The sequence below is a fragment of the Variovorax sp. 01N425 genome, assembly GCF_056399465.1.
This window is the reverse complement of sequence record NZ_JBFTRJ010000003.1, coordinates 306,773-331,113: the sequence shown is the minus strand read 5'-3', so window position 1 is coordinate 331,113 and position 24,341 is coordinate 306,773. Positions and strand designations below refer to the sequence as shown.

Genomic DNA, 24,341 nt, shown 5'->3' with positions numbered 1-24,341 from the left:
TGGTATCGCTCTTCTCCTTCACTCCTCGATGTTCGGCATGCCGAACATCGAGGAGTCGCGCGTGGAAAGGCGTGCTTGCCTGCTTACGTGATGGTGGCCTTGGCTGTTGAATTCCGCCGACTTTGACTGGGTCACTTCGATGGCAATCAAGGGGCTGTCCGCGCGGCGTGTTGATCCCTGCTTTGAACTATCGCCCTAATTGACGAATGTCAACCAAGCGATCGACACTCCCGGAAAGGGCCAAACCCGCGAGGAGACCAAGATGCTGTCGAACTTGAGCCAACTGTGCCGCCGCGGCCTGTTGCGGCAGAAGGATACGCTCCTCCTGATGACCACCTTGACGGCGCTGTCGTCCTGGCTCGTGTTCTGGTTCGGCGACTGACCGCCGCCCGGCGGCGATGGCAGCAGCCGCCGTATCCGGTGAGGCTACGGACGGCCGTGGGCTTTCAAAGCCCGTAGTACTTGTCCACCGTCCCGCTGTACGTATCGTCGTACTCGGGCACGCGGTCGCTCGCATACTTGGGCGCACCTTCGATCTGCGCCTTGGTCAACGGCACCACATAGCCGTCCTGCGAGGTGTCGTACTTCAGCATGGACCAGGGGAGCGGATAGCGGTCCGTGCCCATGCCCAGGAAGCCGCCGAACTCCAACACGGCATAGCGGACCTGGCCCGAGATCTTGTCGATCATGAGTTCATCGATGCTGCCGAGCTTGTCTCCCGACGTGTTGTAGACGGATGTCCCCTCGACACGATCCGACGAAATAACTGGATTGGCGCTCACCATGGAAAAGTCTCCGGCCGGCATTTCTGGGGGATGACGGCATAGATTGCAGTGCCCAGGGTTGCAACTTTCGATCCAGAAAATCCGCGCCGCATCGGCCAAGAGACCGTCGTGTTGTAGGAGGCTGTCTGGCAGCCGGGTGCAGCACGAGGCAGCACCTAATTCGGCAACTTCGGCGCCTTCTTTTTTTCGCGTGCGCCAATGGCGCCGGAGGCCGCGGCGCGGACGATGCGCCTGAAGGTCGGGCACTCCATGTGGCTGGGCGCGGGGCAGGCCGCCGCGTGCCGCAGGCCGTCGCGCATGGCGCTCAGTTTGCGGATGGTGCGGTCGAGCTCTTCGGCCTTGGCGGCGAGCATTTGCCGGTCGATGCGCGGTGCGCCCTCGGGCGCGAACATGCGCGCGATCTCGTCGAGCGAGAAGCCCGCGGCGCGTCCCACCGCGATGAGCGCGAGGCGTTCCAGCACGCCGGCACCGAACAGGCGGCGCAGGCCGTGCCGGCCGGTGGAGGCGATGAGCCCCTTTTCCTCGTAGAAGCGCAGCGTCGATGCGGGGACGCCGGATTGCTGTGCCACTTGGGCGATGTCCAGATGTTGTGCCGCCACCTCTTGACCTCAAGTCGACTTGAAGTTGCACAGTCTAGCTTTCGCCCAAACAGACACGCCAAGGACAAACCATCATGGACATCACGGACCAGCAACACAACGAACAAGCCGCCCTCTGGAACGGCCGCGGCGGCCGCGCCTGGGTCGATGCGCAGGAGTCGCTCGACCAGCTGTTCGCGCCGTTCGAGAACTTGCTGGTGGACGAGGCGCGCGCCGCCTCCGCGCAGCGGGTGCTCGACGTGGGCTGCGGCACCGGTGCCACCACGCTGGCCATCGCAGGGGTGCTCGGCGCGGCGGGGCATTGCGTCGGCGCCGACATCTCCGAGCCGATGATTGCCGCCGCCCGCGTGCGCGCCGAACGGGCGGGAATACCGGCAAGCTTCATCTGCGGCGACGTGCAGCGGCACGCCTTCGAGCCCGCGAGCTTCGACCTGGTCGTTTCGCGCTTCGGCGTGATGTTCTTCGACAGCCCGGTGCAGGCCTTTGCGAACCTGCGGCATGCCGCGAAGGATGGCGCCGCGCTTCGGGCCATCGCATGGCGCAGCGCCGCAGAGAACCCATTCATGACGACGGCCGAGCGCGCCGCCGCGCCGCTGCTGCCGAACCTGCCGGCGCGCAGGCCGGGTGCGCCGGGACAGTTCTCCTTCGCGGACCGCGATCGGGTGGTGTCCATCCTGGAAGAGAGCGGCTGGGCCGGCATCGACATCCGGCCGATCGATGTGGAATGCACATTGCCCGAGAAGGCGCTGCATGGCTATCTCACGCGGCTCGGCCCCGTCGGGCTCGTTCTCCAGGATGCGGACGAGCGAACGCGCACACGGGTCACCGAGGGCATGCGCGCGGCGTTCGAGCCCTATGTGCACGGCAGCGAAGTCCGCTTCACCGCCGCCTGCTGGACGATCGGCGCGCGGGCGCCGGCCGCGTAGCGGCGCTCAGCCCAGGAGCCGCGGCACGCCCTGCACCGCAAGCGCTCCGATGATTCCCTGCGCTGTCACGCAGTGCCACATCAGCGCGGTGTTGTCGATGGTCGCGCGGGCCGCGGGCTGCAGCCTGCCCGACCACGAACGCACGAGCACATAGCCACCCATCAGCATCAGCACTGCGATGTGGAAGGCCTGGTAGCCCAGCAGCATGCCAACCGATGCGCTCCAGCCTTGGGCGCGCGGATCGAGCCCGGCGAGCTGGTGGCCGCCGATGTCGAGCGCCGCCGCACCGGCCGCGCAGGCCATGGCCAGTGCCGCAAGCATGCGCAGCCTGCGCTGGCGGCGCGGATCTGCTGCATGCAGCCTGCGCGCGGCCAGCGCCATCGCGGCCGAGCCGGCCGCGAGCAGCAGCGCCGCGCCCAGCGGCCAGCGCAGGGGCGGCAGCGCGGCACCGGGCGGCGGGCACACGTCGCTGGCCATCGACAGGTGCACATGGGTGTACAGCAGCGACACGAAGATCGTCATGTCCACCGCAATCAGCACGACCATGGCCCACCACGAGTGCGATGCCCGCCCCCGCGCGCCGACCGGCAGCTGCACGCCATGGCCGACGTCGACCGTGGCCACCGGCGGCGGACGGTCGGAGTCCCACAGCCAGCGCAGGATGCATGCCACCGCGATCACGCCGCAGGCCAGCGCAGGCAGCGTCTGCGACACCGTGAGAAGCAGGAAGAAACCCGCGGTGCCGGCGGCTGCCGCCAGCGGCCACCAGCTGTCGGTCGGCAGGCGCAGCAGGTGCATCGGCCGCGCATCGCGCGGGCTGGTCACCAGCGTTTCGCGGCCGCCGAAGACGGTGCCCGGCAGCCAGTGCCGACCGGCCTCCACCTCCTGCGGCAGCGCGAGCCGCCGCCACAGCGGATAGCGCGAATCCACCTGCGGAATGCTGCGCACGCCGTATTCGCGCGGCGGCAGCCATTCGAGCGTGCCGGCGCGCCAGGGATTGCCATGGTCCTGCCCGGGCCGGCGCAGCGTGCGCGCCGCGTCCACCGTGAAGAGCAGCACACCGGCCGCCAGCGTGTAGGCGCCAAGGGTGGACAGCATGTTGAGCGCGTTCCAGCCCAGGTCGGCGCTGTAGGTGTACACGCGCCGCGGCATGCCGAGCATGCCCGCGATGTGCATCGGAAAGAAGGCGAGGTTGAAGCCGCCGAACATGAGCCCGAACACCCAGCGGCCCCAGCGCTCGGAAAGCCGGTGGCCGTTGAAGACCGGCGCCCAGTAGTAGAAGCCCGCGAACACCGGAAACACCATGCCGCCGATGAGCACGTAGTGCAGGTGCGCGACGATGAAGTAGCTGTCGTGCGCCTGCCAGTCGAAGGGCAGCACTGCCACCATCACGCCCGTGAGGCCGCCCAGCACGAAGATGAAGTGAAAGCCCAGGAGGAACAGCGTGGGCGCATCGAGCGCGACGCGGCCGCGCCAGAAGGTGGCGATCCACGCGAACACCTGCACGCCGCTCGGTATGGCGACGATGAAGCTCGCGGCCGACACCACCAGCAGCGAGAGATTGCCCAGGCCCGCGGTGAACATGTGGTGCACCCACAGCGCAAAGCTCACCACGCCCACGCCGATGAGCGCCAGCACCACCGCCCGGTGGCCCACCAGCGGCGTGCCCGCGAGCGTGGCGACCATCATCGACACCATGCCGGCCGCGGGCAGGAAGATGATGTAGACCTCCGGGTGGCCGAAGAACCAGAACAGGTGCTGCCACAGCAGCGGATCGCCGCCGCGCGCGGGAATGAAGAAGGGCCAGTCGAGCGCGCGCTCCAGCTCCAGCAGCATGGTCGCCGCGATCACCGCGGGAAACGCGAAGACGATCATCAGCGCGGTGACCAGCATGGCCCAGGCGAAGATCGGCATGCGCATCAGCGTCATGCCGGGCGCGCGCGTGAACAGCACGCCCACGATCAGCTCGATGGCGCCCGCAATGGCCGAGATCTCGATGAACCCGATGCCCAGCAGCCACCAGTCGGCGCCGCGCCCGGGCGAGAACTCCTTGCCGGTGAGCGGCGGATACATGAACCAGCCGCCATCGGGTGACACGCCGAAGAACAGCGTGCAGAAGAAGGCGATGCCGCCGATGGCATAGGCCCAGAACGCATAGGCCGAGAGCAGCGGAAAGGGCAGGTCGCGCGCGCCCAGCATGCCCGGCAGCAGGTAGATGGCCACGGCCTCGACGATGGGCACCGCAAACAGGAACATCATCACGGTGCCGTGCATCGTGAAGAGCTGGTTGTAGGTGCCCGCGTCGATCAGGTGGTTGTCCGGCACCGCGAGCTGCGTGCGCATCATCAGCGCCAGGATGCCGGCCAGCACGAAGAAGAGCATGGCGGTGGCGATGTAGAACACGCCGATGCGCGTGTTGTTCACCGCCGAGAAGAGCCGCCAGCCGGTGGGCGGGCGCCACGCGCGCTCGAGGGCCTCGCGCTCGCCTGCGGGGCGCGGCGGCAGATTCGAAGGATCTTCCTTGGGAGCCTGCGTCGTCATTTCAGTTGCGCGAGCCAGGCCGCGATGGATTGCAGGTCGGCCTCGCCGATGCGCTCGCCGGAGGAGGGCATGCGCGCGCCCGGCTTCAGCTGCTGCGTGTGGGCCACCCAGGCGGCGAGCTGCGCGGCATCGTTGGGCGCGGTGCCGGCGCCCAGGTGCAGCCGGCTGCCCACGTGCGTGAGGTCGGGCCCGAGGCGGCTCTGCTCGCTGACGCCGCGCACGGTGTGGCAGGCGTTGCAGCGGTGCGCGAGGAAGGCCTCGCGGCCGCGTTCGAGCTCGCGCGAAGCCGCGGCCGCCGGCCGTGCCTGCCCCGCAAGCCATGCATCGAAAGCCGCGGGCTCTTCGGCCACCACGTGCAGCGCCATGCGCGCATGCTGCTCGCCGCAGTATTCGGCGCACTGCCCGCGCCAGGTGCCGGGCCGGCCGGCCTGCAGCAGCAGGTGCTGCACGCGGCCGGGCAGCATGTCCATCTTGCCGCCGAGCGAGGGCACCCAGAAACTGTGGATCACGTCGGCGCTGCCAAGGCCGAAATAGACCGGCCGGCCGACCGGAATGCGGATCTCGTTCGCCGTGACCACCTCGGCGCCGCTGGCGGGGTCGCGGTAGCGCACCTCCCACCACCACATGTGGCCCGTGACGCCGACGATCAGCGCGCCGGGCGGTGGAATGGGCCGCCACGGCGGCCGGTGGAATTCGCTGTGGGCGAAGAGCGCCGAGAGCACCACCGTCGGAAAAGCAAGGCCGCCGCCGAGCAGCCACCAGCGCGTGTTCACCCGGCCGCCACCGCGGTGGCGAACGGCCAGTGCGAGCAGCAGCATCACGCCGGCGAAGATCACCGCGCCGCCCACCGCCAGCACGCCGCTCACTTCGAGCAGCGATTGCGCGACGGGGCCGGCGGCCCGCAGGGCGGATTGGGGTGCGCCCTCGCTCGCCGCGTTCATTTCTCGAGCGCGAGCAGGTAGGCCGCCATGTCGCGCGCGTCCTGGGGCGACACACCCATTGCAGGCATGGTGGTGCCCGGCACCACGGCGGCCGGCGCCACGATCCAGCGCACCAGGGCGTCGGGGCCGTTCGGCACCTGGCCGGCAATGTAGCTGCGCTTGCCGAAGGCGGCGAGCGTGGGGCCGGTGCGGCCGCGCGCGGCCTGCACGTCGGGGATGGTGTGGCAGCTTCCGCACTGGTATTGCGCCAGCAGCTGCCTTCCGCGCTCGCGCTGCGCGGGCGGCGCGCGCTCGAAGATGGGGCTGCTCTCTCCCGGCGTGCATCCGGCCGCGAGCGCCACCAGCACCAGCAGGGCGAGCGGGCACACGGCAGGGCATGACGGGGCGGCCACCATGCCGCGATTCTGCGGATTGGAATGCGGCTTGCGCCGACATGGCGGCGCCGGTGCGCGTCGGACAATGCCGCCAATTGAATGCTGCCGATGGGTGCACCCAAGACCGCTCTACTCACCGTCGCCGCGCTGGGCATCGCGGGCGTGGCGGCGGGCGCGCTGGTGGTGTATGGCGGCCTCTACGACGTGGCGGCCACGCAGCAGCATTTCCAGCCGGTCTATTCGATGCTGGAAACCGCCATGCGCCAGTCGGTGAAGATGCGCGCGCGCAACATCGAGCCGCCGCGGCTCGACGACGAGCGGCTGGTGATGCGCGGCGCGGCCTGTTTTCGCGACAAGTGCGTGCAATGCCATGGTGCGCCGGGCGTCGCGCAGGGCGACATCGGAAAGAGCATGCAGCCGCTGCCGGGGCCGCTGGTGGATGCGCGGCACCACTGGAAGCCGCGCGAACTGTACTGGCTGACCAAGCACGGCATCCGCATGAGCGGCATGCCGGCCTGGGAGTTCAGGTTGTCCGAGGAAGACCTGTGGTCGGTGGTGGCGTTCATGGCGCGCCTGCCCGAGCTCACGCCGCAGCAGTATGCCGAAGCCACGCGCGTGGAGCCCACCGGCGCACAGGGCGCACAGGGCGCACCGGCGCGGCCGGCATGCGGGCCGGCAGATGGCGCCGCGCCGCTGCGGGCGGCCGATGCGCAGCGCGGCGCGCGGGCGCTGCCCCAGTACGCATGCAGCGCCTGCCACACGATCCCCGGCATCACGAGCTCGTCGCCCAACGTGGGGCCGCCGCTTGCGGGCATGGGCGGCCGTTCGCTGATTGCGGGAAAGCTCGCCAACACGCCGGACAACATGGTGCGCTGGCTGCGCCACACGCACGAGGTCGATCCGCTCACGGCCATGCCGCAGATGAGCGTGTCCGAGCAGGACGCGCGGGATATCGCCGCCTATCTGGCGGCGCTGCGCTGACCAGCCTTTCTAGAATTTGGCCGCGTTGCGTTCGTCGTCGACCGTGGCAATGCGCAGCCGGGCCCGCTCGTGCTTGATGACGAGCTGCGCGCACCGCTCCCGCATGGAAGGGTCCGTGGGCTGCTGCTCGCTGCAATCCACGAGAAGCTGCGACTCGTCGAAGTCGAGCCCGTGAAGAACCTCCTGGCCATGCGAATTGATGGCCAGGAGGTTGTCGGCCGACAACTGGGCGCGCAGGGCCTCGGAGATGGCGAGCGTCTGCAAGGGCTTCACCGCTTCTCGGGTCCTGTGGCGGGGGCTGTGCGCCACTGCCTACTTCTTCATCGCCTTGATGTCGGCCTTGCCCTTGGCCTCGGTGGCCTTGGCTTCCTTCACGCAAGCGCTCTTGGCGTCGCCCTTCTGGTCGTCGCACTTTTCCTTGGCGATCGCATAGGCCGCTTCCACCTTGGCTTCGGCCACCTTGCGTGCGTTGCTGTCGCTGGGCTTCTGCTTCTGCTCGAGTTCGGCCTTGGCAATCTTTTCCTTGCCCTTGGCTTCTTCGATGCAGACGTCCTTGGCGTTGTCCTTCATGGCATCGCAAGCCGCCTTGTCGGCCTTGTAGTCGGCCGAGATCTTGTCGCGCGCAGCCTTGTATTCGGCCATGGCCGGATCGGTGGCCGCCGCGGGAGGCGTGTTCACTTGCGCATGCACCTGGCCCACTGCCATGCAGGAGGCTGCGGCACACATCAATAACAGTTTCTTCATGGTTGAGCTCCTTGACGCCGGTGGTTTTTCTTGCAGGGGAGGATCCGGCGTCCGAAATCAATATAGAAGTCGGCAGCGCCGGGGCGGTAGGACGCCTTGCGAAGCGGCCGTAAGCACATGCTGACGCTTCCTGCGCAAGGGGCATGAATGGGCGGCGGGGCGTCGGCGGTGCCCCCCGGCCGGCTTGGGCGCACGTCCTACCGGCGCGGACGATGCGGCGCCCACACTGCGGCAAGAGCGACTGACAGGAGATCGCCATGCAAAAGCTACACGCGTTGTTCGCCGCCGCGCTGCTATGGGCGGGGGCGATCGTTCCGGCGGGTGCGCAAACCTCGCCGCCGCATCCGGCGGAGATCGACCCGGCCATCGTCGAATACGGCGCGGCGCGGGAACGGATCGGCGCCAACCTGAAGGCCGCGCTGGAACAGTGCGAAAAGCAGGTCGAGCCCGCCAGGGCAGTCTGCGTCAAGGAAGCGCAGGGCCGCCAGAAGATTGCACTGGCCGAGCTCGACCACCAGCGTAGCCCCAGCGACGCCAATGCCCGCAGGCTCGCTGAAACGCGGGTGGCGGTGAACTACGAGGTGGCCAGGGAGAAGTGCAACGAGCGGCAGGGCGGCGACAGGGCCGCGTGCCTGTCGCGCGCGAGCGAGGAAGAATCAAAAGCCAGGGCGGACATCAAGACCGGGCAGTAGCGGGAGAGACAAGGCTCATCACGCCGTCGCGCTGGCCCAGTATTCCCGCATGGTGGCCTTGATGGTCCGCATGGCTTCGGGGTCGCCCTGCCAGAGGGCCAGCAGGTAGGCCTTGGCCTGGGCGAGCGAAACATCGGGCGGCAGCGGCGGCACGGCGGAGTCGGTGACCATTTCCAGCAGCATCGGGCGGTCGGCCGCAAAGGCGGCGTCCCATGCCGGGCCGATGGCTTCTGGCGTATCGACGCGCAGGGCCGCAAGGCCGAGCATCTGCGCGAAGCGCGCGTAGGGAAAGTCGGGCAGCTCCTGCGAAGCGTTGAACTTCGGATCTCCGCCGAGCACGCGCTGCTCCCAGCTCACGAGGTTGAGGTCGCGGTTGTTGAGCACCATGACGACCAGGCGCGGATCGGCCCAGTCGCGCCACATGCGCGCCAGGGTGATGAGCGCATTGAGGCCGTTCATCTGCATGGCGCCGTCGCCCAGCATCGCGACCACGGGCCGGTCGGGATGCACCAGCTTGGCCGCAATCGCGTAGGGGAGGGCCGGGCCCATGGTGGCGAGGCCGCCGGACAGGCTGGCCTTCATGCCGCGGCGCAGCTTGACGTCGCGCGCGTACCAGTTGGCGGCGGTGCCGCTGTCGCAGGTGAGCACCGTTTCTTCGGGCAGGCGCGGCGACAGCTCCCAGAACACGCGCTGCGGATTGACCGGCGAGGCCTCCACATGCGCGCGCGCCTCGAGCACGCGCCACCAGCGCGCCACGTCGGCCTCGATGCCTTGGCGCCAGGCACCGTGTTCCTTGTGGTCGAGCAGCGGCAGCAGCGCCGCGAGCGTGGCGCGGCTGTCGCCGACCAGGCCCAGCTCCGTGGGGTAGCGCAGCCCGATGGCGCGCGGGTCGGTGTCGATCTGCACGCAGCGGGCCTGCCCTTCGGGCGGCAGGAATTCCGCGTACGGGAACGACGAGCCCACCATCAGCAAGGTGTCGCAGTCTTCCATCATGCGCGAGCTGGGCCGCGTGCCGAGCACGCCGATGGCGCCGGTCACGAAGGGCAGATCGTCGGGCACCGCCGCCTTGCCGAGCAGCGCCTTGGCAATGCCGGCGCCGAGCCGCTCGGCCGCATGGATCAGCTCATCGGTGGCATGCAGGGCGCCCGCGCCCGCCAGGATGGCCACCTTGCTGCCCGCGTTGATGATGTCCGCCGCCTGCCCCAGCGCCGCGGCGTTCGGCACCGCGGCGCTGGCCGTGCTGCCGATGCCGCTGTGCACGGTGCCGTGCTTGCGCGGCGGCACCGGCACCGCCGGCAGCTCCTGCACGTCGTTGGGGACGATCACGCAGGTGACGGCGCGGCGGTCGCGCGCGATGCGCATCGCGCGGTCGACCAGGTGGCGAACCTGCTCCGCGCTGGTGGCCATCTGCACGAACTCGTGCGCCACGTCCTTGAACAGCGAAACCAGATCCACCTCCTGCTGGTAGTCGCCGCCGAGCGCGCTGCGCTGCTGCTGGCCGACGATGGCGACCACCGGCTGGCGGTCGAGCTTCGCGTCGTACAGGCCGTTCAGCAGGTGGATCGCGCCCGGTCCCGAGGTGGCCAGGCAGACGCCCACCTCGCCCGAGAACTTGGCATGCGCACAGGCCATGAAGGCGGCCAGTTCCTCATGGCGGCTCTGGATGAACTCGATGGCGCCGTCCGCCCGGTCGAGTGCGCCCATGAGGCCGTTGATGCCGTCGCCGGGGTAGCCGTAGACGCGCCGCACGCCCCAGTCGTGCAGGCGCTGGACCACGAAATCGCTGACTGTCTTTTTCATCGCACGGATACTCCGCGCCTCGCGCGCGGCGGGCTGTCGTGCAATCGGCCCCAGGCACCGTCGGTGCAATCCCACAAGGGCCGCGTGCACTGCGCCGCCGACAGACTGCTCCCACGCGCAAGGCCTGCGTCTTCCGACCCGCAATGAAGACCAGGGGCGCAGCATGAAGGCTTCTTCATCCTCCAGGAGAGTTCAATGCCAAGAGGTGACAAGTCGTCCTATACGGACAAGCAGAAACGCAAGGCCGAGCACATCGAGGAAGGCTACGAGCATCGCGGCGTGGGCAAGGGCGAAGCCGAAAGGCGTGCCTGGGCCACCGTCAATGCCGAGACCGGCGGCGGCAAGAAGAGCGGCAGCGGCCGCGGCAAGGCGGAGAACCACGCGCCCTCGCGCACCGGCGGCCACAAGGGCGGCGCCGCGGCGGCGTCCCGTACGGCCGCCGAACGCTCGGCCTCGGCCAAGAAGGCTGCGGCCACGCGCAAGCGCAACGCCGAGCGGCGCAGCGGCTGACCCCCGAACGAAGGCAGGCAATGACACGCGTATCCGAACTGATGACCCGCGGCGTGCGGACCCTGTCGCCGTCCGACACGGTGGCGCTGGCCGCCCAGGCCATGGACGAGCTGGACATCGGCGCCATTCCCGTGTGCGACGGCCAGCGGCTGCTGGGCATGGTGACCGACCGCGACATCGTGCTTCGCGTGGTCGCGCAGACGCGCCCGCTGGACACCGCGCTGTCCGAGGTGATGTCGAAGGACGTCAAGTGGTGCAGCGAGAACGACAACGTCGAAACCGTGATGGACGAGATGGCCGGCTACCAGGTGCGGCGCATGCCGGTGGTGGACCGCGGCCGCAGGCTGGTGGGCATGCTGTCGCTGGGCGACACCGCCGCCAAGGGCGACATCGGCAAGGCCGGCGACACGCTCAACATCATCTCCCAGCCGGCCGAGCCCGACCGCTCGGGGCAGTCCGCGGCCAGCGGACCCACCGGCGGGGGCTCCTCGTAGGTCCGGCGCGGCGCGGGTTCTCTGTTTGTCTGCCAACGGCGTGTGCACGCATCAGCGCTTCGCAGGCAGGCGGATGCGCGCCCCGGGCGTGGTGGAGACGCGCAGCGCCTCTTGCGCCTGGCGCAGGAAGCGCTCATTGCGTGCGCTCGTCTGCGAGGCGACGCAATCGCGCGGAACGACGGCCTCGAGGTCGCGCATGCCCGCGTCGGCCACGGTGGCCCAGATGCACTGGTCGCTGGCCACGCCGGTCACGATCAGCCGCGTGGCCTTGAGATAGGCGAGCAGCAGCTCGAGCGGCGTCGCGAAGAAAGCGGACTGCTTGGGCTTGAGCACGAAGTAGTCCGTTTCCTCGGGCAGCAGCGTCGAGGTGATCTCGGCACCGGCGCCTCCAGAGGCCAGCGACAGTTCCACCAGCTTGGGAAAGTCCGAGCGCCAGCGCCCGCGGTTGTCGTTGACGTAGATGGCGGGCACCCCGGCGCGCGTGCAGCGCGCCTTCAGCGCTGCGATGCGCCCCGCAATGAAATGCGCGCCGGGCAACAGCTTTTCGGCATCGGGAAAGTCCCAGCAACTGATCATGTCGATGATCAGGAGGGCCGTGTGGCCCGCGGCGGGAGCCGGTGCGAGGGCGGGGGGCTGCGAGTGCGAGCGGGGAGGCGCCATGGCGCCCCACCATTCCAAATGGGCGGCGCCGCAGCCGTAGGAAAGGCCCGCATGGCTGCGAAAGTCGCCACCACGCGCGCCGGTCAGGGCCGGCCGGGGTCGCCGCCGCTCAACGGCCTTGCGGCACGCCGAACGCCGCGCGCACTTCGTCGAGCCGTGCTTGCGCGACCTCGAAGCACTCGGCCAATTGCTCCGGCGTGGCCGGCGGATAGCCGGCCGGCGGCTGCAGCGCATTGCCCAGCCGTTCCCAGGCGGCCTCCCAGGCCAGCTTGGCAAGCGCACGGGACTCCGGGTTGGAAGGAGCGGGCATGTTCGTCCTCGGTTGTGGCGAATGGGAGTATGCGCCCGAGGAAAGAAGGGCGGTTTGGCAGAGGCCGCGTAGGAGGCCTCTTTCACAACGACGCGCGTTATCCCGCCCCGCCGGGCCGAAACCTGTCCGACCATCGGCGCGAGGACGACGCCCGCCCTGGGCCTGCTGCAAAGAAGCCACAAGCTAGGCCCGTGCAGGAGAGCCTTCTGTAGGAACCGGCCTCATCGAGATGCACGGATTGCCCCCATGCACCCAGCCAACCGTTCACAAGGAGTTTTCCCGATGAACAGATCCGCTTTCACCCGGCCTCTTGCCCTTGTTGCCCTTGTCACCGGCGCTTCCTCCGGCATCTGCCCGGAGGCGCACCGCTAAGCCCGGGCCCATGCCATGGACACCCTTTTCAGCTCCGGAGTCGCCCTCGTGGACACGGTCCTCAAGAGCACCGGCGGCAGCGTCGTGGTCTGGAGCGCGGACCCGCAGGCCTACGGCAGCGATCACGAACGGGCCACGCGCAGCAATTTCGCGCAGCGGCTCGCAGCGCTGAAGCAGTTCCGCTACGCGGGCGAATACGACGCCTCGCGCGCCCACGAGAGCACGCCGCTGTACTTCGTGCCGAGCGACACCATCGCCAGCACGCAGCTTGCGCGCTCGCTCGGCATCTCGACGCTGCACGACCTGTTCGGCGGCGTGGTTCCGCACCCCTTCGTTGCCACCAAGGCGATCACGCACCCGCTGGTGGGCAGGGCGGCGGCCTGTCCCGAGGGATGGGAGCCGGCCTTCGCCCCCGCCGTGTCGCAGGCGGTGCTCGGCGGCTTTTCGGCGTTCTCGGTCGAGGACGCGCGATGGGCCGGGCGCCACCTGCTGGAAAGCGGCGCGGTGCGCATCAAGCCGGTGTGCGCCACCGGCGGGCGCGGCCAGGCGATGGCCGCCGATGCCGAAGCCCTGGACCGCTGCCTCGCGGCCATGGACGAGAGCGAGATCGCGCTGCACGGCGTGGTGCTCGAAGAGAACCTCGCCAAGCCGGAAACCTACAGCGTCGGGCAGGTGCTGGTCGACCAGATGATCGTGAGCTACTTCGGCCGCCAGCGGATGACGCTCGACAACACCGGCCAGAACGTCTACGGCGGCTCCGACCTGACGCTCGTGCGCGGCAACTTCGATGCGCTGCTGGCCATCACCAGCCCGCCGCCGGCGCTTTGCCTGGCGATCGAGCAGGCGCGGCGCTACCACCATGCGGTGATCGAGTGCTACCCGGGCTTCTTTGCGTCGCGCGTGAACTACGACGTGGCGCAGGGCCTGGGCGCGGACGGCGCCTGGCGCTCGGGCGTGCTCGAGCAGTCGTGGCGCGTGGGCGGCGCCACCGGGGCCGAAATGGTCGCGCTCGAATGCTTCTGGCGCGACCCGGCGCTCGAGCGCGTGCGCATCTCCTGCTTCGAGGCGTATGGTGAGGCGCCGGCGATCCCGGCGGGCGCAACGGTGCACTACCGCGGCGTCGACTCGCAGATCGGGCCGCTCGCCAAATACGCATTGTTCCAGCCATATGACAGCGACACGACATAACTTCATAGACATATCCGTAGACGGCCAGCACATTGCCGGAACGCTGGTTGCCGCCTCCACGATGGTGCCCGGCGTTCTCCTGGTCCATGGCTGGGATGGCAGCCAGGAGCAGTACATCGCGCGCGCGCACGAGATTGCCGCGCTCGGCTGCGTCTGCCTCACCTTCGACCTGCGCGGCCATGCGCGCCATGCCTCGCTGCGCCAGGAGGTCACGCGCGAGGACAACCTGCGCGACGTGCTCGCGGCCTACGACACGCTCATCAGCCACCCCACCGTCGACCCGCAGGCCATTGCCATCGTCGGCAGCAGCTACGGCGGCTACCTGGCGGCGCTGGTCAGCACCATGCGGCCGGTGCGCTGGCTCGCGCTGCGGGCGCCGGCGCTCTACCGCGACCGCGAGTGGCTCGCGCCCAAGGGCCAGCTGAGCCGGCCCGACCTCGTGGCCTACCGCCGCACCCTGGTGGGCCCGCGCGACAACCGGGCGCTCGCGGCCTGCGAGGCCTTCACGGGCGACGTGCTGATCGTGGAATCGGAGCACGACCAGATCGTGCCGCACCCGGTCATCGAGAACTACCTGGGTGCCTTCAAGCGCGTGCGCTCCGCGACCTACCGCGTCATTTCGGGGGCCGACCATGCGCTGTCGAAGCAGGCGCACCGCCAAGCCTATGGACAACTCCTCGTCTCCTGGATGACGGAGATGACGCTGGGCGCCCGGGCGACCGGCACCATGACGCGGCCCGTCTCCGCGAGTCCCGCATAGAAAGACAGGTTTCCTATGCAAACCCCCGCCCTGACCCTGAGCGAAAGGCAACGCTCGACGCTGCGGACCGGCCTCGTCGCGGGAACCCTTGCAAGCTTCGCCTCCACCGCCGCGCTGATGCTGTGCGGCCGCCGCGAGGCCGGCAGCCTGGTGGCGCCGACCAATGCCACCAGCCACTGGCTCTGGGGCGACCGGGCCTTCGATGTGCGCGGCCCCACGCTGAAGCACACCGCGCTCGGCTATGCCACGCACCATGCGAGCGCCATCTTCTGGGCGCTGATCTATGGCTGGCTGCATGCCAGCCGGCATCCCGCGCAGTCGGCTCCCGCGGCGCTCGCGAGCGCCGGCGCCGCCACCGCGCTGGCCTGCGCGGTGGACTACACGATCACGCCGCACCGGCTCAGGCCGGGCTTCGAGCACCACCTTTCGAAGCGCTCCCTGGGGGCGGTCTACGGCCTCTTTGCCCTGGGGCTGGCGGCCGGCTGCCTGCTGGCCCAGCGCGGCAACGCGCACGAGTAGTGCGCCTTGCTACGCGCAGCACGAGTAGTGCGCCTTGCTACGCGCACTCAGGGAGCTTTCCTACGCCGCGGCGCCGGCAGCCCTTTCATCGTTCGGCTTCCATCAACCCAACCGGAGCCCACGATGCCCAACTCCACCAAGCGCGCAGCACCCGATGCATGCAGCCTTCTCGATACCGACCACCGCAACGTCAAGAAGATGTTCAAGGCGTACGAGGAACTGACCCATTCGCGCGCCGCCGACGTGCAGCAGAAGAAGCGCGAACTCGCCAACCAGATCTGCACCGAGCTGACCGTCCATGCCCAGATCGAGGAAGAGATCTTCTACCCGGCCGTGCGCGAGGCGATCAGCGAAACCGATCTTCTGGACGAAGCCGAGGTCGAGCACACCAGCGCCAAGGAGCTGATCGCGCAGATCGAAGCCGCGACCGAGGTGGACGACAAGTTCGATGCCAAGGTCATCGTGCTCGGCGAATACATCGACCACCACGTGAAGGAAGAGCGCAACGAGATCTTCGTCAAGGCACGCGCCGCCAGGGGGCTCGACCTGGTGGCCATGCGCGAGCAGCTCGCCGCGCGCAAGGAAGAGCTCATGGAAGAGCTCACCGCCGCCGCCTGACCGGGCGCCGCACACAACACCCGACGACCCAGTCCAGCGCACCCGTGGAACCGGCTCCGCCGGGCCACCGGGTGCGTCCCCCAGTGGGGGGAGGCGCCGCAGGCGCTTCGGGGGGCGTCCTACCCTGGAGTTCCACATGACCAACATCGTCTCCCGGCTCTTTCCCACGGCGACCAACATGATTCGCCTGGACCACACGCACGTGCTCTCCACCTTCCACCAGTACAAGGCCGGCGCGCCGGAACGGGTGAAGAAAGGGCTGGTCAACACCATCTGCACCGCGCTCGAGATCCATGCGCAGCTCGAGGAAGAAATCTTCTATCCCGAGATGCGCAAGGTCTGCGAGGACGACGAACGCATCACCAAGGCGCTCGAGGAGCATTCCGAGATGCGCCGCCTCATCGGCCTGCTTCGCGCCATGGAGCCCGAAGCGCGCGACTATGACGAAACCCTCTCGGCGCTGATGCGCGACGTGATGCACCACGTGGCCGACGAGGAAACCATCCTGCTGCCGACCGCCGAGAAGCTGCTGCCCGACCGGCTCGGCGAGCTGGGCGCGCAGATGACCAAGCGCCGGCTGCAGCTTGCCGGGCCGCGCACCGGCGAGATCGCGCTCGACATGGGCCGTGCGGCATCCGGCAACACGGCCGCCATTGCGATGGTCGGGCTGGCTGCGGCCGGGCTGCTGCTCGCGCGGCGTTCCGGCCATCTGCGCTGGCCCCACGCGCACCACGCGCGCACCTGAGGCACCAGCAGAGGCCGTCCCATGCCCGAAGACAGCAACATTCCCGTGCCTGCCGCGCCCGAGTCACCGCGCGCCGCATTCCAGGCCCTGGCCGAGCGCGTGGGCGTTCTCGCGCCGGGCGCGCCGCTCTCGGACGAACTCATGAAGTTTGCCGAGGGCGTGCTGCAGCTCGCGGCCGAGGGCAAGGTGCCGCGCGAGCGCGCGCCCCGCTGAACCCTGCCCCGCCATCCCATCGAACGGAGTTTCAATGCCGCCTTCCAGAACACCTTCTCCTCCCGAATCCGGCAGCGCCGCCACCAGCGCAGCGGCGGCCGCCCGCAACACCGACAGCGGCGCCGCGCACCTGCCGGGGGGGCCGCCGCCCGATCCGCCCTCGCAAAAAGCCGCGCATGCGCAGGCGCTGGCCGCAGGCATGCCTTTCAATGCGAACAAGCCGTTGGAGCACGGCATGGACAACGCGCTGCGCCCGCCCGCCGGCCAGACCGTGCAGCCGCTGTCGTCCGCGGCAACGGCCAGCACCTTGTCCGAAGAGATCAACTCGGAGAAGGCCGGCGGCATGGCCATGCCGGGCCTGAATGCCACCATCGAATCGCTGGACCGGGTGCGCGTCGACTCTGGCGGCCAGCGGCTCACCACCAACCAGGGCGTGCCCATCGCGGACAACCAGAATTCGCTCAAGGCCGGCCTGCGCGGCCCCGCGCTGCTCGAAGACTTCATCCTGCGCGAGAAGATCACCCACTTCGACCACGAGCGCATTCCCGAGCGCATCGTGCATGCGCGCGGTTCGGGCGCCCACGGCTACTTCGAATGCTACGAAGGCATCCCGCAGTTCACCAAGGCGGCGCCGCTGCGCGAAGGCGGAAAGATCACGCCGGTGTTCGTGCGCTTTTCCACCGTGGCCGGCGAGCGCGGCTCCAAGGACACGGCGCGCGACGTGCGCGGCTTTGCCGTCAAGTTCTACACGGACGAAGGCAACTGGGACCTGGTGGGCAACAACATGCCCGTGTTCTTCATCCAGGACGCCATGAAGTTTCCCGACCTGGTCCACGCCGTGAAGCCGGAGCCGCATCACCAGATGCCGCAGGCCGCGAGCGCGCACGACACCTTCTGGGACTTCGTCTCGCTCATGCCCGAGTCGACCCACATGCTGATGTGGCACATGTCCGATCGCGCCATTCCGCGCAGCTACCGCATGATGCAGGGCTTTGGCGTGCACACCTTCCGGCTCGTGAACGAGGCCGGCGATTCGGTGTTCTGCAAGTTCCACTGGTCGCCGGTGCTCGGAACGCATTCACTGATGTGGGACGAGGCCGTGAAGATCTCGGGCGCCGACCCCGACTTCCACCGCCGCGACCTGTGGGAAGCCATCGAGGCCGGGGAGTTTCCGGAATGGGAACTCGGCCTGCAGATCTTCACCGAGGAAGAGGCCGAGGCCTTCAGCTTCGACGTGCTCGACGCCACCAAGATCGTGCCCGAGGAACTGGTGCCGCTCACGCCCGTGGGGCGCCTGGTGCTCAACCGCAATCCCGACAATTTTTTTGCCGAGACCGAGCAGGTGGCCTTCTGCGCCGCGCACGTGGTGCCGGGCATCGACTTCACCAACGACCCGCTGCTGGCCGGGCGCATCCACTCCTACGTCGACACGCAGATCACGCGCCTGGGCGGGCCGAACTTCCATGAGCTGCCGATCAACGCGCCGATGGCGCAGGTGCACAACAACCAGCGCGACGGCATGCACCGCCAGGCCATCCACCGCGGCCGTGCGGCCTACGAGCCCAACTCGCTGGGCGGCGGCTGTCCGTTCCAGGCCGGGGCTTCGGCCGGCTTCATGACTTTTCCGCAGCGCGCGGAGCAGGACAAGGTGCGCGGCAAGCCCGAGAAGTTTGCCGACCACTACACGCAGGCCACGCTCTTCTTCGAAAGCCAGACGCCCACCGAGCAGGCCCACATCGCGGCGGCGTTCCGCTTCGAGCTCTCCAAGTGCACCGTGCCTGCCGTGCGCGAGCGCATGGTGGCGAGCCTCGTCAATGCATCGCCGCTGCTCGCGCAGCAGGTGGCCGACGGGCTCGGCATTCCGGTGCCGCCTGCGCTGCCTCGCGCACTTGCGCAGCCTGTAAATCCGGAGGTCACGCATTCGCACGCACTGTCGCTCACGGCGCGGCCCGGCGATGGGTCCGTGCGCACGCGCAAGGTGGCGCTGCTGGTGGCGGACGGCGTGCAGGGCGAGCAGATCGCCGCCATCCAGGCGGCGCTGCTGGCCGAAGGCGCCGTCGGCCGCCTGGTGGGACCGCGTATCGGACCGTTCCGCACGGCCGAGGGCGAGACGATGGAAGCCGACGCTTCGATGGAAAACGAACCCGGCTTCCTGTTCGATGCGCTGGTGCTGCCCGATGGCGCCGAAGGCGTGGAGCTTCTCTCCGCCCATGCCTATACCGAGCAGTTCATCAAGGACCAGTACCAGCACGGCAAGACCATTCTCGCGCTCGGAGCCTCGGCCACGCTGCTGGCCGAGGCGAAGATTCCGGAGACCCTGCCGTCGGGCGACGCGGACCCGGGCGTGCTGCGCGGCACGGCGGAGAATTTCGAATCCACCATCGAGGCCTTCGTCGCGGCTCTCGCCAGGCACCGGCATCCGGCGCGCGAGATCGGGGCGCTGGTGGTGGACGCCGGCTAGAGAAAGTCCCGCAGCCGGTAGTACATCATCCCCAGCACCAGCGCTGGCGTGCGCAGCAGGGTGCCGCCCGGAAAGGCGTGGTGCCCGATGCGCGCGAACAGGTCGAAGCGCTCCGCCTGGCCCGCGATGGCCTCGGCCGCCAGCTTGCCCGCCATGCCCGTGAGCGCCAGGCCGTGGCCCGAGAAGCCCTGCAGGTAGTAGATGTTGGTGCCGATGCGCCCGAAGTCGGGCGCCTTGTTCATCGTGATGTCGACGAAGCCGCCCCATGCGTGGTCGATGCCCAGGTCCGCCAGCTGCGGAAACACCGCGAGCATGCTCTTGCGGATCTTCTCGATGAGGTTGCGCGGCGTCCGCGCACTGTAGCTGTCGCCCGAGCCGAACAGCAGGCGATGGTCGGCGCTCAGCCGGAAGTAGTCGAGCACGAAGTTGGTGTCCGACGCGGCCGGCCTGCCGCGCATGAGCGCATCGGCGCGCGCCGGCTCCATCGGCTCGGTCGCGATCATGTAGGTGCCCACCGGCATGATGCGCGACGAGACCTCGGGCGCCACGTCGTCGCCGTACTCGGCCAGGTAGACGTTGCCCGCCAGCACCACGAAGCTGCAGCGCACCTCGCCCTGCGCGGTCTTGACGACGGGCCGCGCGCCGCGCTCGATCACCTGCGCGGCCGAGTTCTCGTGCAGCTGCGCGCCGGCCGCGCGCGCCGCGGACGCCAGGCCCAGCGAATACTTCAGCGGATGCAGATGGCCCGAGCGCACATCGAAGGTGCCGCCGTCGAAGCGCTTGCTGTCCACGCACTGCGCGACCTCGCCGGGCCCGAGCCATTGGAGCGGATAGCCGTGGACGCGGCCCACGTGGTCCATCCATTCACGCAGCGCGCGCGACTTCGCGGGCTTGACCGACAGGTTCAGGTAGCCGGCCTGCCAGTCGCAGTCGATCGCATGGCTCGCGATGCGGTCCTGCAGCAGATCCAGGCCCTCGACCGATATGTCCCAGGCGCGCCGCGCATCCTCGGGCGTGAACTGCTTTTCGATGGCCTCTTCGCCGTCGGCGCCGAAGCCCACGATCACCTGGCCGCCGTTGCGGCCCGAGGCACCCCAGCCCACGCGCTGCGCCTCCAGCAGCACCACCGCGTAGCCGCGCATGGCAAGCTCGAGCGCGGCCGACAGCCCCGCGAGCCCGCCGCCCACCACGCAGACGTCGGCGGTGGCAATGCCTTCGAGCGGGCGCGCGGGTTCGAAGCGCGCCGCCCGTTGCACGCTGGCTTCGTAGTAGGAGTTCTCGACGACGCCGAGTTCTTTGCGCAGCAGCAATCAGGCCACCCGGAAGTTGATGAACTGCCAGGGGTCGTCTTCGTCCTTCTCCTCGTCGAAGAGCGGGCTGCGTTCCTTCAGCGGCGTCCAGTCGCCATACACGCCCGCCACTTCTCCGAGGTAGGGCATGGCGGCTTCCAGCACCACGCGGTGGTCCAGGTCGTCCGGCTCCACAAGGCCCGCGTCGGGATGGCGCAGCGCCCACGACATGCCGCCCAGGATGCCGGCCACCACCTGCAGGCTGGTGGCGCTGTTGGCGGGCGCCAGTTCGCGCGCCTGCTCGATGGTGAGCCGCGAGCCGTACCAGTAGGCCCCCTTGGGGTTGCCCATCAGCAGCACGCCTAGCTCGTCCATGCCTTCGGCGATCTCGTCGCGCACGATCCGCTGGCGGTGCTGCAGCTGCCAGTTCTTTCCCGCCATCTCGTGCAGCGAGAGCACGGCGTCGTCGCACGGGTGATAGGCGTAGTGCACCGTGGGGCGGTACACCACCTGGCCGTCCTTGCGCAGCGTCAGGTGGTCGGCAATGGAAATCGATTCGGCATGCGTCACCAGGAAGCCGTGGTAGGGGCCTTCCAGCGGCGTCCAGCTGCGCACCCGCGTGCCGATGCCGGGGCGTTTCAGGTAGATGGCCGCATCGCTGCCGAAGCCGTGCCGCGCGGCATCGGCCGGCCAGTGCCGCTCGTGCGTTCCCCAGCCCAGCTCGGCGGGCTGCAGGCCCTCGTCGGCGAAGCCCTGCACCGACCAGGTGTTGACGAACTCGCCGCGCTGCTTGCGCTCCTTCGCAACCTGGGTGTCGCGCTCGGCGATGTGCACCACCTTGATGCCCAGCTGCTGCGCGAGCGCTGCCCAGTCCTCGTAGCTCGACGGCATGGCTTCGAGCTCGGCATGCGTGTCGGCCGCGATGTTCAGCAGTGCCTGCTTGAGCAGCGCCGAGACCAGCCCCGGGTTCGCGCCCTGCGTGATCACTGCCGTGGGCCCGCTGCGCTTGTCCAGGCGCCAGGCCAGCACCTCTTCGCGCAGGCTGTAGTTCGAGCGGCGCGAAGGCGGAAGCGCGGGATCGTCGTAGCGGCCGCCCCAGGGCTCGTTGCAGGTGTCCAGGTAGAGCGCGCCGCGTTCGCGGCAGAGCTTGATGAGCGCCAGGCTCGACACGTCGACCGAGAGGTTGACCAGGAAGTCGCCCTTGTCCACCAGCGGCTCCAGCACGGCGGCAAAGTTGCCTTCCTCGAGCCGCACCGGAATGACCTCCACGCCCAGCTGCTTTGCCAGGCCGCTGCGGTCTTCGCCCGGCTTCACGATCCTGATGTCCGCCGCCTTGAGTCCGAAATGGCGCAACAGCAAAGGCAGCAGCGCCTGGCCGATGGAGCCGAAGCCGATCATCGTGAGCTTGCCGTCCAGGCGAGCCAGCGCTTCGTTCTTCTTCGTCATCCCATCACCTCGCTGAGTGGCGCCGGACCGGCCGGCCTTGTCCTTCGTTTCCTCGAACGAATGTGGAACGCGCCGGCCGGCGAATGCGTCAGCTTGCCTTTGCCGATGGTGTAGGAGGACTCCATGAGCGCATGCTCCGCCCGCGGCCATGGTAGAAACCGGCCACCATGCGCACGTTGCGCATGGCACCCCACCGATGGCCGAAGACTTCCCCTTCAATCCACGACGTTCCGCCCCGCCAACCGGCTGGCTTGGCCTGCGCCTGGCGCGCGCGCCCTGGCTGTTGCTGCTCGGCTTGGCCCTGCTGCTCCTGGGCGGCTGCGCGGGGCTGCCGGCTGGGGTGGAGCGCAAGCCTTCGGTGGCCATCACCGATGGCGCCGACACCATGCTGGGGCGCCTGGTGGCAGCGGCCTCGCCGCCGGGGCAGGGGCTGAGCGGCTTCCGGCTGCTGCCGATGCCGCAGTATTCGCTGCATGCGCGCATCGAGCTCGCGCGCCGCGCCCAGCGCTCGATCGACGTGCAGTACTACCTGGTGCAGAACGACGAAACCGGCCGCTACCTGCTGCGCACGCTGCGCGACGCGGCCGACCGCGGCGTGCGCGTGCGCCTGCTGGTGGACGATCTCTACACCGCGGGCGCCGATCCGCTGTTCGCGGGCTTCGCGGCGCATCCGAACGTGGAGGTGCGCTTCTTCAATCCCTTCCCGGCCGGCCGCGGCCTGCTGGGCACGCGCTGGGCGGCGTCGCTGCTCGACTTCGACCGGGTGCACCGGCGCATGCACAACAAGCTGTTCGTGGTGGACAACACGATGGCGGTCATGGGCGGGCGCAACATCGCCAACGAATACTTCCTGCGCGATGGCGGCTCCAACTTCATCGACATCGACACGCTGGTGGCCGGCACGGTCGTGCCGCGGCTGTCGTCGCTGTTCGACATGTACTGGAACAGCCCGTACGTCTACCCGATCGAGTCGCTGGTCTCCAATGGCGGGGCCACGCCGCAGCAGCTGCGCGAACGCTTCGAGCAGATGACTGCCGGGCCGGACACGCTGCATCCCGAGCCGCTGACTTCCACCGACCTGCTGGGCAACAACGCGCTCGCCAAGGACCTGGGCGAGGGTGCGCTGTCGCTGGTCTGGGCGCGCGCCGAAGCCTATGCCGATGCGCCCGCCAAGGCACTCGGGCCGCCCGAAGCCCGCGGACTGCCGGCCGACGAATCGACCGACAGCGTGCTCTACAACGTGCGGCGCTACCTGCGCGGAGCCCAGCAGGAGATCCTGCAGACCACGCCCTACCTGATTCCGGGGCGCGGCGGCATGGAGACGATCCGCCTCGTGCGGCAGCGCGGCGTGAGCTACACCATCGTGACCAATTCGCTGGCCGCCACGGACGAATCGCTGGTGCACATCGGCTATCGCCACTACCGGCCCGAAATGCTCGCCCTGGGCGTGGAGCTCTACGAGCTGAGCCCCAAGCGCGTGGAGCAGACCAAGCGCTTCGGCATCTACGGTTCGGCCAGTGGCCGGCTGCACGGCAAGTCGGCCGTGGTCGACCGCAGCATGGTGTTCATCGGCTCGATGAACTTCGATCCGCGCTCGATGCTGCACAACACCGAGATCGGCCTGTTCATCTTCAGCCCGCAGATTGCCCAGCAGCTCACCAGCCTGATCGGTTTCATCCGGCTGGACGGCGCCTACCAGCTGCAGCTGGGGCCGCGCGGCGGCATCGAGTGGGTGAGCCCGGCCTCGGGCGATGGCGCCGACACCATCCTGCACGTGGAGCCGGAAACGGATTTCTGGGCGCGCTGGAAGCTGGAGCTGTTCGCCCCGCTGGTGCCCGAGAGCCTGCTGTAGCGCGGGCCGGCAGGTGCTACTGCTGCAGGCGGCCGTTCAGGTAGGGCTCGGGATCGACGGCGGTGCCGTTCTTGCGGATCTCGAAATGCAGCTTCACGCGGTCGGTTTCGCTCTTGCCCATTTCGGCGATCTTCTGGCCTTGCCGCACCACCGCGTTTTCCTTCACGAGGATGGTCTGCGCATGGGCGTAGGCGGTGAGAAAGGTCTCGTTGTGCTTGATGATGACCATGTTGCCGTAGCTGCGCAGCTCGCCGCCCACGTACACCACGCGGCCATCGGCCGAGGCCACGATGGGATCGCCCAGGTTGCCTGCAATGTCGAGCCCCTTGTTGCGCACGCCGTCGAAGCGGGCAATGGTGGTGCCGGCGGCGGGCCGGATGAACATGGCCAGGGGCTGCTGCACGGGCGGCGGAATGACGACGCCGGGCCGCGCGGGCGGCTGCGGCGTGGTGCAGGCGGCCAGGCCGGCAGCCACCAGGAGCGCGGCGCCGGTACGAAGGGCAAAAGTCTGAAGGTGCATG

Annotated in this window: 27 protein-coding genes; 13 read left to right on the top strand and 14 right to left on the bottom strand. The window is 69.0% G+C overall.

All coding sequences use genetic code 11. The features are described 5' to 3' along the window. Positions 1-18: 18 nt before the first annotated feature. The 3 genes from AC1DSC_RS07185 to AC1DSC_RS07175 all read right to left on the bottom strand — a co-directional run bounded on the left by AC1DSC_RS07185 (position 19) and on the right by AC1DSC_RS07175 (position 1,384). The gene (locus AC1DSC_RS07185; protein ID WP_018902887.1) at positions 19-150 is read right to left on the bottom strand and encodes a hypothetical protein; all 132 of its coding nucleotides are present in this window, start codon (positions 148-150) and stop codon (positions 19-21) included. A gap of 296 nt (positions 151-446) precedes the next feature. Continuing rightward, complete coding sequence (locus AC1DSC_RS07180) at positions 447-785, bottom strand: PRC-barrel domain-containing protein (protein ID WP_012747121.1); 339 nt, start codon at positions 783-785, stop codon at positions 447-449. 155 nt (positions 786-940) lie between these two features. Then, positions 941-1,384 (bottom strand): helix-turn-helix domain-containing protein, encoded by a 444-nt coding sequence (locus AC1DSC_RS07175; RefSeq protein WP_012747122.1) that lies wholly within the window; start codon positions 1,382-1,384, stop codon positions 941-943. A 74-nt stretch (positions 1,385-1,458) separates the two neighbouring features. Between AC1DSC_RS07175 and AC1DSC_RS07170 the strand changes: the two genes are divergently transcribed. After that, on the top strand, positions 1,459-2,310 hold the full coding sequence (locus tag AC1DSC_RS07170) for a class I SAM-dependent methyltransferase (protein ID WP_012747123.1): 852 nt from the start codon (positions 1,459-1,461) through the stop codon (positions 2,308-2,310). A gap of 6 nt (positions 2,311-2,316) precedes the next feature. Here AC1DSC_RS07170 and AC1DSC_RS07165 read toward each other — a convergent pair whose 3' ends face one another. Genes AC1DSC_RS07165 through AC1DSC_RS07155 form a run of 3 tightly spaced genes read right to left on the bottom strand, consistent with a single transcriptional unit; the run spans position 2,317 to position 6,160 of the window. After that, positions 2,317-4,851 (bottom strand): cytochrome c oxidase subunit I, encoded by a 2,535-nt coding sequence (locus tag AC1DSC_RS07165; RefSeq protein WP_012747124.1) that lies wholly within the window; start codon positions 4,849-4,851, stop codon positions 2,317-2,319. Next, positions 4,848-5,792 carry a cytochrome c oxidase subunit II gene (locus AC1DSC_RS07160; RefSeq protein ID WP_012747125.1) on the bottom strand — a complete coding sequence of 315 codons (945 nt, stop codon included), beginning with the start codon at positions 5,790-5,792 and terminating at the stop codon, positions 4,848-4,850. Before AC1DSC_RS07160 ends, AC1DSC_RS07165 begins: the two co-directional genes overlap by 4 nt. Beyond that, positions 5,789-6,160 (bottom strand): c-type cytochrome, encoded by a 372-nt coding sequence (locus AC1DSC_RS07155; protein WP_478131790.1) that lies wholly within the window; start codon positions 6,158-6,160, stop codon positions 5,789-5,791. Before AC1DSC_RS07155 ends, AC1DSC_RS07160 begins: the two co-directional genes overlap by 4 nt. 114 nt (positions 6,161-6,274) lie before the next feature. On the opposite strand from AC1DSC_RS07155, the gene AC1DSC_RS07150 reads away from it, so the two are divergent. Next, positions 6,275-7,147 (top strand): c-type cytochrome, encoded by an 873-nt coding sequence (locus tag AC1DSC_RS07150; RefSeq protein WP_244883339.1) that lies wholly within the window; start codon positions 6,275-6,277, stop codon positions 7,145-7,147. Between the two features lie 9 nt (positions 7,148-7,156). On the opposite strand, the gene AC1DSC_RS07145 is transcribed toward AC1DSC_RS07150, so the two are convergent. Continuing rightward, complete coding sequence (locus tag AC1DSC_RS07145; protein ID WP_012747128.1) at positions 7,157-7,420, bottom strand: hypothetical protein; 264 nt, start codon at positions 7,418-7,420, stop codon at positions 7,157-7,159. Between the two features lie 39 nt (positions 7,421-7,459). Continuing rightward, positions 7,460-7,891 carry a hypothetical protein gene (locus tag AC1DSC_RS07140; RefSeq protein WP_012747129.1) on the bottom strand — a complete coding sequence of 144 codons (432 nt, stop codon included), beginning with the start codon at positions 7,889-7,891 and terminating at the stop codon, positions 7,460-7,462. Between the two features lie 257 nt (positions 7,892-8,148). Between AC1DSC_RS07140 and AC1DSC_RS07135 the strand changes: the two genes are divergently transcribed. Continuing rightward, positions 8,149-8,583: a hypothetical protein gene (locus AC1DSC_RS07135; protein ID WP_012747130.1), complete on the top strand. Its 435-nt coding sequence runs from the start codon at positions 8,149-8,151 to the stop codon at positions 8,581-8,583. Between the two features lie 18 nt (positions 8,584-8,601). Here the strand turns inward: AC1DSC_RS07135 and AC1DSC_RS07130 are convergent, their stop codons facing one another. After that, the gene (locus AC1DSC_RS07130) at positions 8,602-10,383 is read right to left on the bottom strand and encodes a thiamine pyrophosphate-requiring protein (protein WP_012747131.1); all 1,782 of its coding nucleotides are present in this window, start codon (positions 10,381-10,383) and stop codon (positions 8,602-8,604) included. A 195-nt stretch (positions 10,384-10,578) separates the two neighbouring features. Between AC1DSC_RS07130 and AC1DSC_RS07125 the strand changes: the two genes are divergently transcribed. Continuing rightward, positions 10,579-10,893, top strand: a complete 315-nt coding sequence (locus AC1DSC_RS07125; RefSeq protein ID WP_012747132.1) for a hypothetical protein — start codon at positions 10,579-10,581, stop codon at positions 10,891-10,893. Positions 10,894-10,913: 20 nt separating this feature from the next. Next, positions 10,914-11,387: a CBS domain-containing protein gene (locus AC1DSC_RS07120; RefSeq protein WP_012747133.1), complete on the top strand. Its 474-nt coding sequence runs from the start codon at positions 10,914-10,916 to the stop codon at positions 11,385-11,387. A gap of 51 nt (positions 11,388-11,438) precedes the next feature. Here AC1DSC_RS07120 and AC1DSC_RS07115 read toward each other — a convergent pair whose 3' ends face one another. Together AC1DSC_RS07115 and AC1DSC_RS07110 are read right to left on the bottom strand one after the other, a co-directional pair. Further along, positions 11,439-12,047 carry a cysteine hydrolase family protein gene (locus AC1DSC_RS07115; RefSeq protein ID WP_012747134.1) on the bottom strand — a complete coding sequence of 203 codons (609 nt, stop codon included), beginning with the start codon at positions 12,045-12,047 and terminating at the stop codon, positions 11,439-11,441. Between the two features lie 109 nt (positions 12,048-12,156). Continuing rightward, positions 12,157-12,357, bottom strand: a complete 201-nt coding sequence (locus AC1DSC_RS07110) for a hypothetical protein (RefSeq protein ID WP_012747135.1) — start codon at positions 12,355-12,357, stop codon at positions 12,157-12,159. A gap of 420 nt (positions 12,358-12,777) precedes the next feature. Between AC1DSC_RS07110 and AC1DSC_RS07105 the strand changes: the two genes are divergently transcribed. The 7 genes from AC1DSC_RS07105 to AC1DSC_RS07075 all read left to right on the top strand — a co-directional run bounded on the left by AC1DSC_RS07105 (position 12,778) and on the right by AC1DSC_RS07075 (position 19,233). Next, positions 12,778-13,917, top strand: a complete 1,140-nt coding sequence (locus AC1DSC_RS07105) for a DUF3182 family protein (protein WP_230537698.1) — start codon at positions 12,778-12,780, stop codon at positions 13,915-13,917. Continuing rightward, positions 13,898-14,677: an alpha/beta hydrolase family protein gene (locus tag AC1DSC_RS07100; protein WP_012747137.1), complete on the top strand. Its 780-nt coding sequence runs from the start codon at positions 13,898-13,900 to the stop codon at positions 14,675-14,677. The genes AC1DSC_RS07105 and AC1DSC_RS07100 overlap by 20 nt, the downstream gene beginning before the upstream one ends. Positions 14,678-14,692: 15 nt before the next feature. Further along, positions 14,693-15,196 (top strand): hypothetical protein, encoded by a 504-nt coding sequence (locus AC1DSC_RS07095; RefSeq protein WP_012747138.1) that lies wholly within the window; start codon positions 14,693-14,695, stop codon positions 15,194-15,196. 123 nt (positions 15,197-15,319) lie between these two features. Further along, a complete protein-coding gene (locus AC1DSC_RS07090; RefSeq protein WP_012747139.1) occupies positions 15,320-15,814 on the top strand; it encodes a hemerythrin domain-containing protein in 495 nt (164 codons plus the stop codon). A 136-nt stretch (positions 15,815-15,950) separates the two neighbouring features. After that, a complete protein-coding gene (locus AC1DSC_RS07085) occupies positions 15,951-16,559 on the top strand; it encodes a hemerythrin domain-containing protein (protein WP_012747140.1) in 609 nt (202 codons plus the stop codon). Positions 16,560-16,580: 21 nt separating this feature from the next. Next, positions 16,581-16,772 (top strand): hypothetical protein, encoded by a 192-nt coding sequence (locus tag AC1DSC_RS07080; protein WP_018902877.1) that lies wholly within the window; start codon positions 16,581-16,583, stop codon positions 16,770-16,772. A 34-nt stretch (positions 16,773-16,806) separates the two neighbouring features. Then, positions 16,807-19,233 carry a catalase gene (locus AC1DSC_RS07075; RefSeq protein ID WP_012747141.1) on the top strand — a complete coding sequence of 809 codons (2,427 nt, stop codon included), beginning with the start codon at positions 16,807-16,809 and terminating at the stop codon, positions 19,231-19,233. On the opposite strand, the gene AC1DSC_RS07070 is transcribed toward AC1DSC_RS07075, so the two are convergent. Beyond that, positions 19,230-20,543: an NAD(P)/FAD-dependent oxidoreductase gene (locus tag AC1DSC_RS07070; protein WP_012747142.1), complete on the bottom strand. Its 1,314-nt coding sequence runs from the start codon at positions 20,541-20,543 to the stop codon at positions 19,230-19,232. The two genes, AC1DSC_RS07075 and AC1DSC_RS07070, sit on opposite strands and share 4 nt — an antisense overlap. Further along, positions 20,544-21,968: a homospermidine synthase gene (locus AC1DSC_RS07065; RefSeq protein WP_018902875.1), complete on the bottom strand. Its 1,425-nt coding sequence runs from the start codon at positions 21,966-21,968 to the stop codon at positions 20,544-20,546. It lies immediately after the preceding gene. A 196-nt stretch (positions 21,969-22,164) separates the two neighbouring features. Between AC1DSC_RS07065 and AC1DSC_RS07060 the strand changes: the two genes are divergently transcribed. Beyond that, on the top strand, positions 22,165-23,820 hold the full coding sequence (locus AC1DSC_RS07060) for a phospholipase D family protein (RefSeq protein ID WP_018902874.1): 1,656 nt from the start codon (positions 22,165-22,167) through the stop codon (positions 23,818-23,820). A gap of 16 nt (positions 23,821-23,836) precedes the next feature. On the opposite strand, the gene AC1DSC_RS07055 is transcribed toward AC1DSC_RS07060, so the two are convergent. Continuing rightward, positions 23,837-24,340 (bottom strand): murein hydrolase activator EnvC family protein, encoded by a 504-nt coding sequence (locus tag AC1DSC_RS07055; protein ID WP_012747146.1) that lies wholly within the window; start codon positions 24,338-24,340, stop codon positions 23,837-23,839. Between the last annotated feature and the right edge of the window lies 1 nt (position 24,341).

Coding starts and splice junctions, on each gene's coding strand:
- AC1DSC_RS07180 (WP_012747121.1), bottom strand. CDS start 785: ATGGTGAGCGCCAATCCAGTTATTTCGTCGGATCGTGTCGAGGGGACA.
- AC1DSC_RS07170 (WP_012747123.1), top strand. CDS start 1,459: ATGGACATCACGGACCAGCAACACAACGAACAAGCCGCCCTCTGGAAC.
- AC1DSC_RS07165 (WP_012747124.1), bottom strand. CDS start 4,851: ATGACGACGCAGGCTCCCAAGGAAGATCCTTCGAATCTGCCGCCGCGC.
- AC1DSC_RS07160 (WP_012747125.1), bottom strand. CDS start 5,792: ATGAACGCGGCGAGCGAGGGCGCACCCCAATCCGCCCTGCGGGCCGCC.
- AC1DSC_RS07150 (WP_244883339.1), top strand. CDS start 6,275: ATGGGTGCACCCAAGACCGCTCTACTCACCGTCGCCGCGCTGGGCATC.
- AC1DSC_RS07140 (WP_012747129.1), bottom strand. CDS start 7,891: ATGAAGAAACTGTTATTGATGTGTGCCGCAGCCTCCTGCATGGCAGTG.
- AC1DSC_RS07135 (WP_012747130.1), top strand. CDS start 8,149: ATGCAAAAGCTACACGCGTTGTTCGCCGCCGCGCTGCTATGGGCGGGG.
- AC1DSC_RS07130 (WP_012747131.1), bottom strand. CDS start 10,383: ATGAAAAAGACAGTCAGCGATTTCGTGGTCCAGCGCCTGCACGACTGG.
- AC1DSC_RS07125 (WP_012747132.1), top strand. CDS start 10,579: ATGCCAAGAGGTGACAAGTCGTCCTATACGGACAAGCAGAAACGCAAG.
- AC1DSC_RS07120 (WP_012747133.1), top strand. CDS start 10,914: ATGACACGCGTATCCGAACTGATGACCCGCGGCGTGCGGACCCTGTCG.
- AC1DSC_RS07115 (WP_012747134.1), bottom strand. CDS start 12,047: ATGGCGCCTCCCCGCTCGCACTCGCAGCCCCCCGCCCTCGCACCGGCT.
- AC1DSC_RS07110 (WP_012747135.1), bottom strand. CDS start 12,357: ATGCCCGCTCCTTCCAACCCGGAGTCCCGTGCGCTTGCCAAGCTGGCC.
- AC1DSC_RS07100 (WP_012747137.1), top strand. CDS start 13,898: ATGACAGCGACACGACATAACTTCATAGACATATCCGTAGACGGCCAG.
- AC1DSC_RS07095 (WP_012747138.1), top strand. CDS start 14,693: ATGCAAACCCCCGCCCTGACCCTGAGCGAAAGGCAACGCTCGACGCTG.
- AC1DSC_RS07090 (WP_012747139.1), top strand. CDS start 15,320: ATGCCCAACTCCACCAAGCGCGCAGCACCCGATGCATGCAGCCTTCTC.
- AC1DSC_RS07085 (WP_012747140.1), top strand. CDS start 15,951: ATGACCAACATCGTCTCCCGGCTCTTTCCCACGGCGACCAACATGATT.
- AC1DSC_RS07080 (WP_018902877.1), top strand. CDS start 16,581: ATGCCCGAAGACAGCAACATTCCCGTGCCTGCCGCGCCCGAGTCACCG.
- AC1DSC_RS07075 (WP_012747141.1), top strand. CDS start 16,807: ATGCCGCCTTCCAGAACACCTTCTCCTCCCGAATCCGGCAGCGCCGCC.
- AC1DSC_RS07065 (WP_018902875.1), bottom strand. CDS start 21,968: ATGACGAAGAAGAACGAAGCGCTGGCTCGCCTGGACGGCAAGCTCACG.
- AC1DSC_RS07060 (WP_018902874.1), top strand. CDS start 22,165: ATGGCCGAAGACTTCCCCTTCAATCCACGACGTTCCGCCCCGCCAACC.
- AC1DSC_RS07055 (WP_012747146.1), bottom strand. CDS start 24,340: ATGCACCTTCAGACTTTTGCCCTTCGTACCGGCGCCGCGCTCCTGGTG.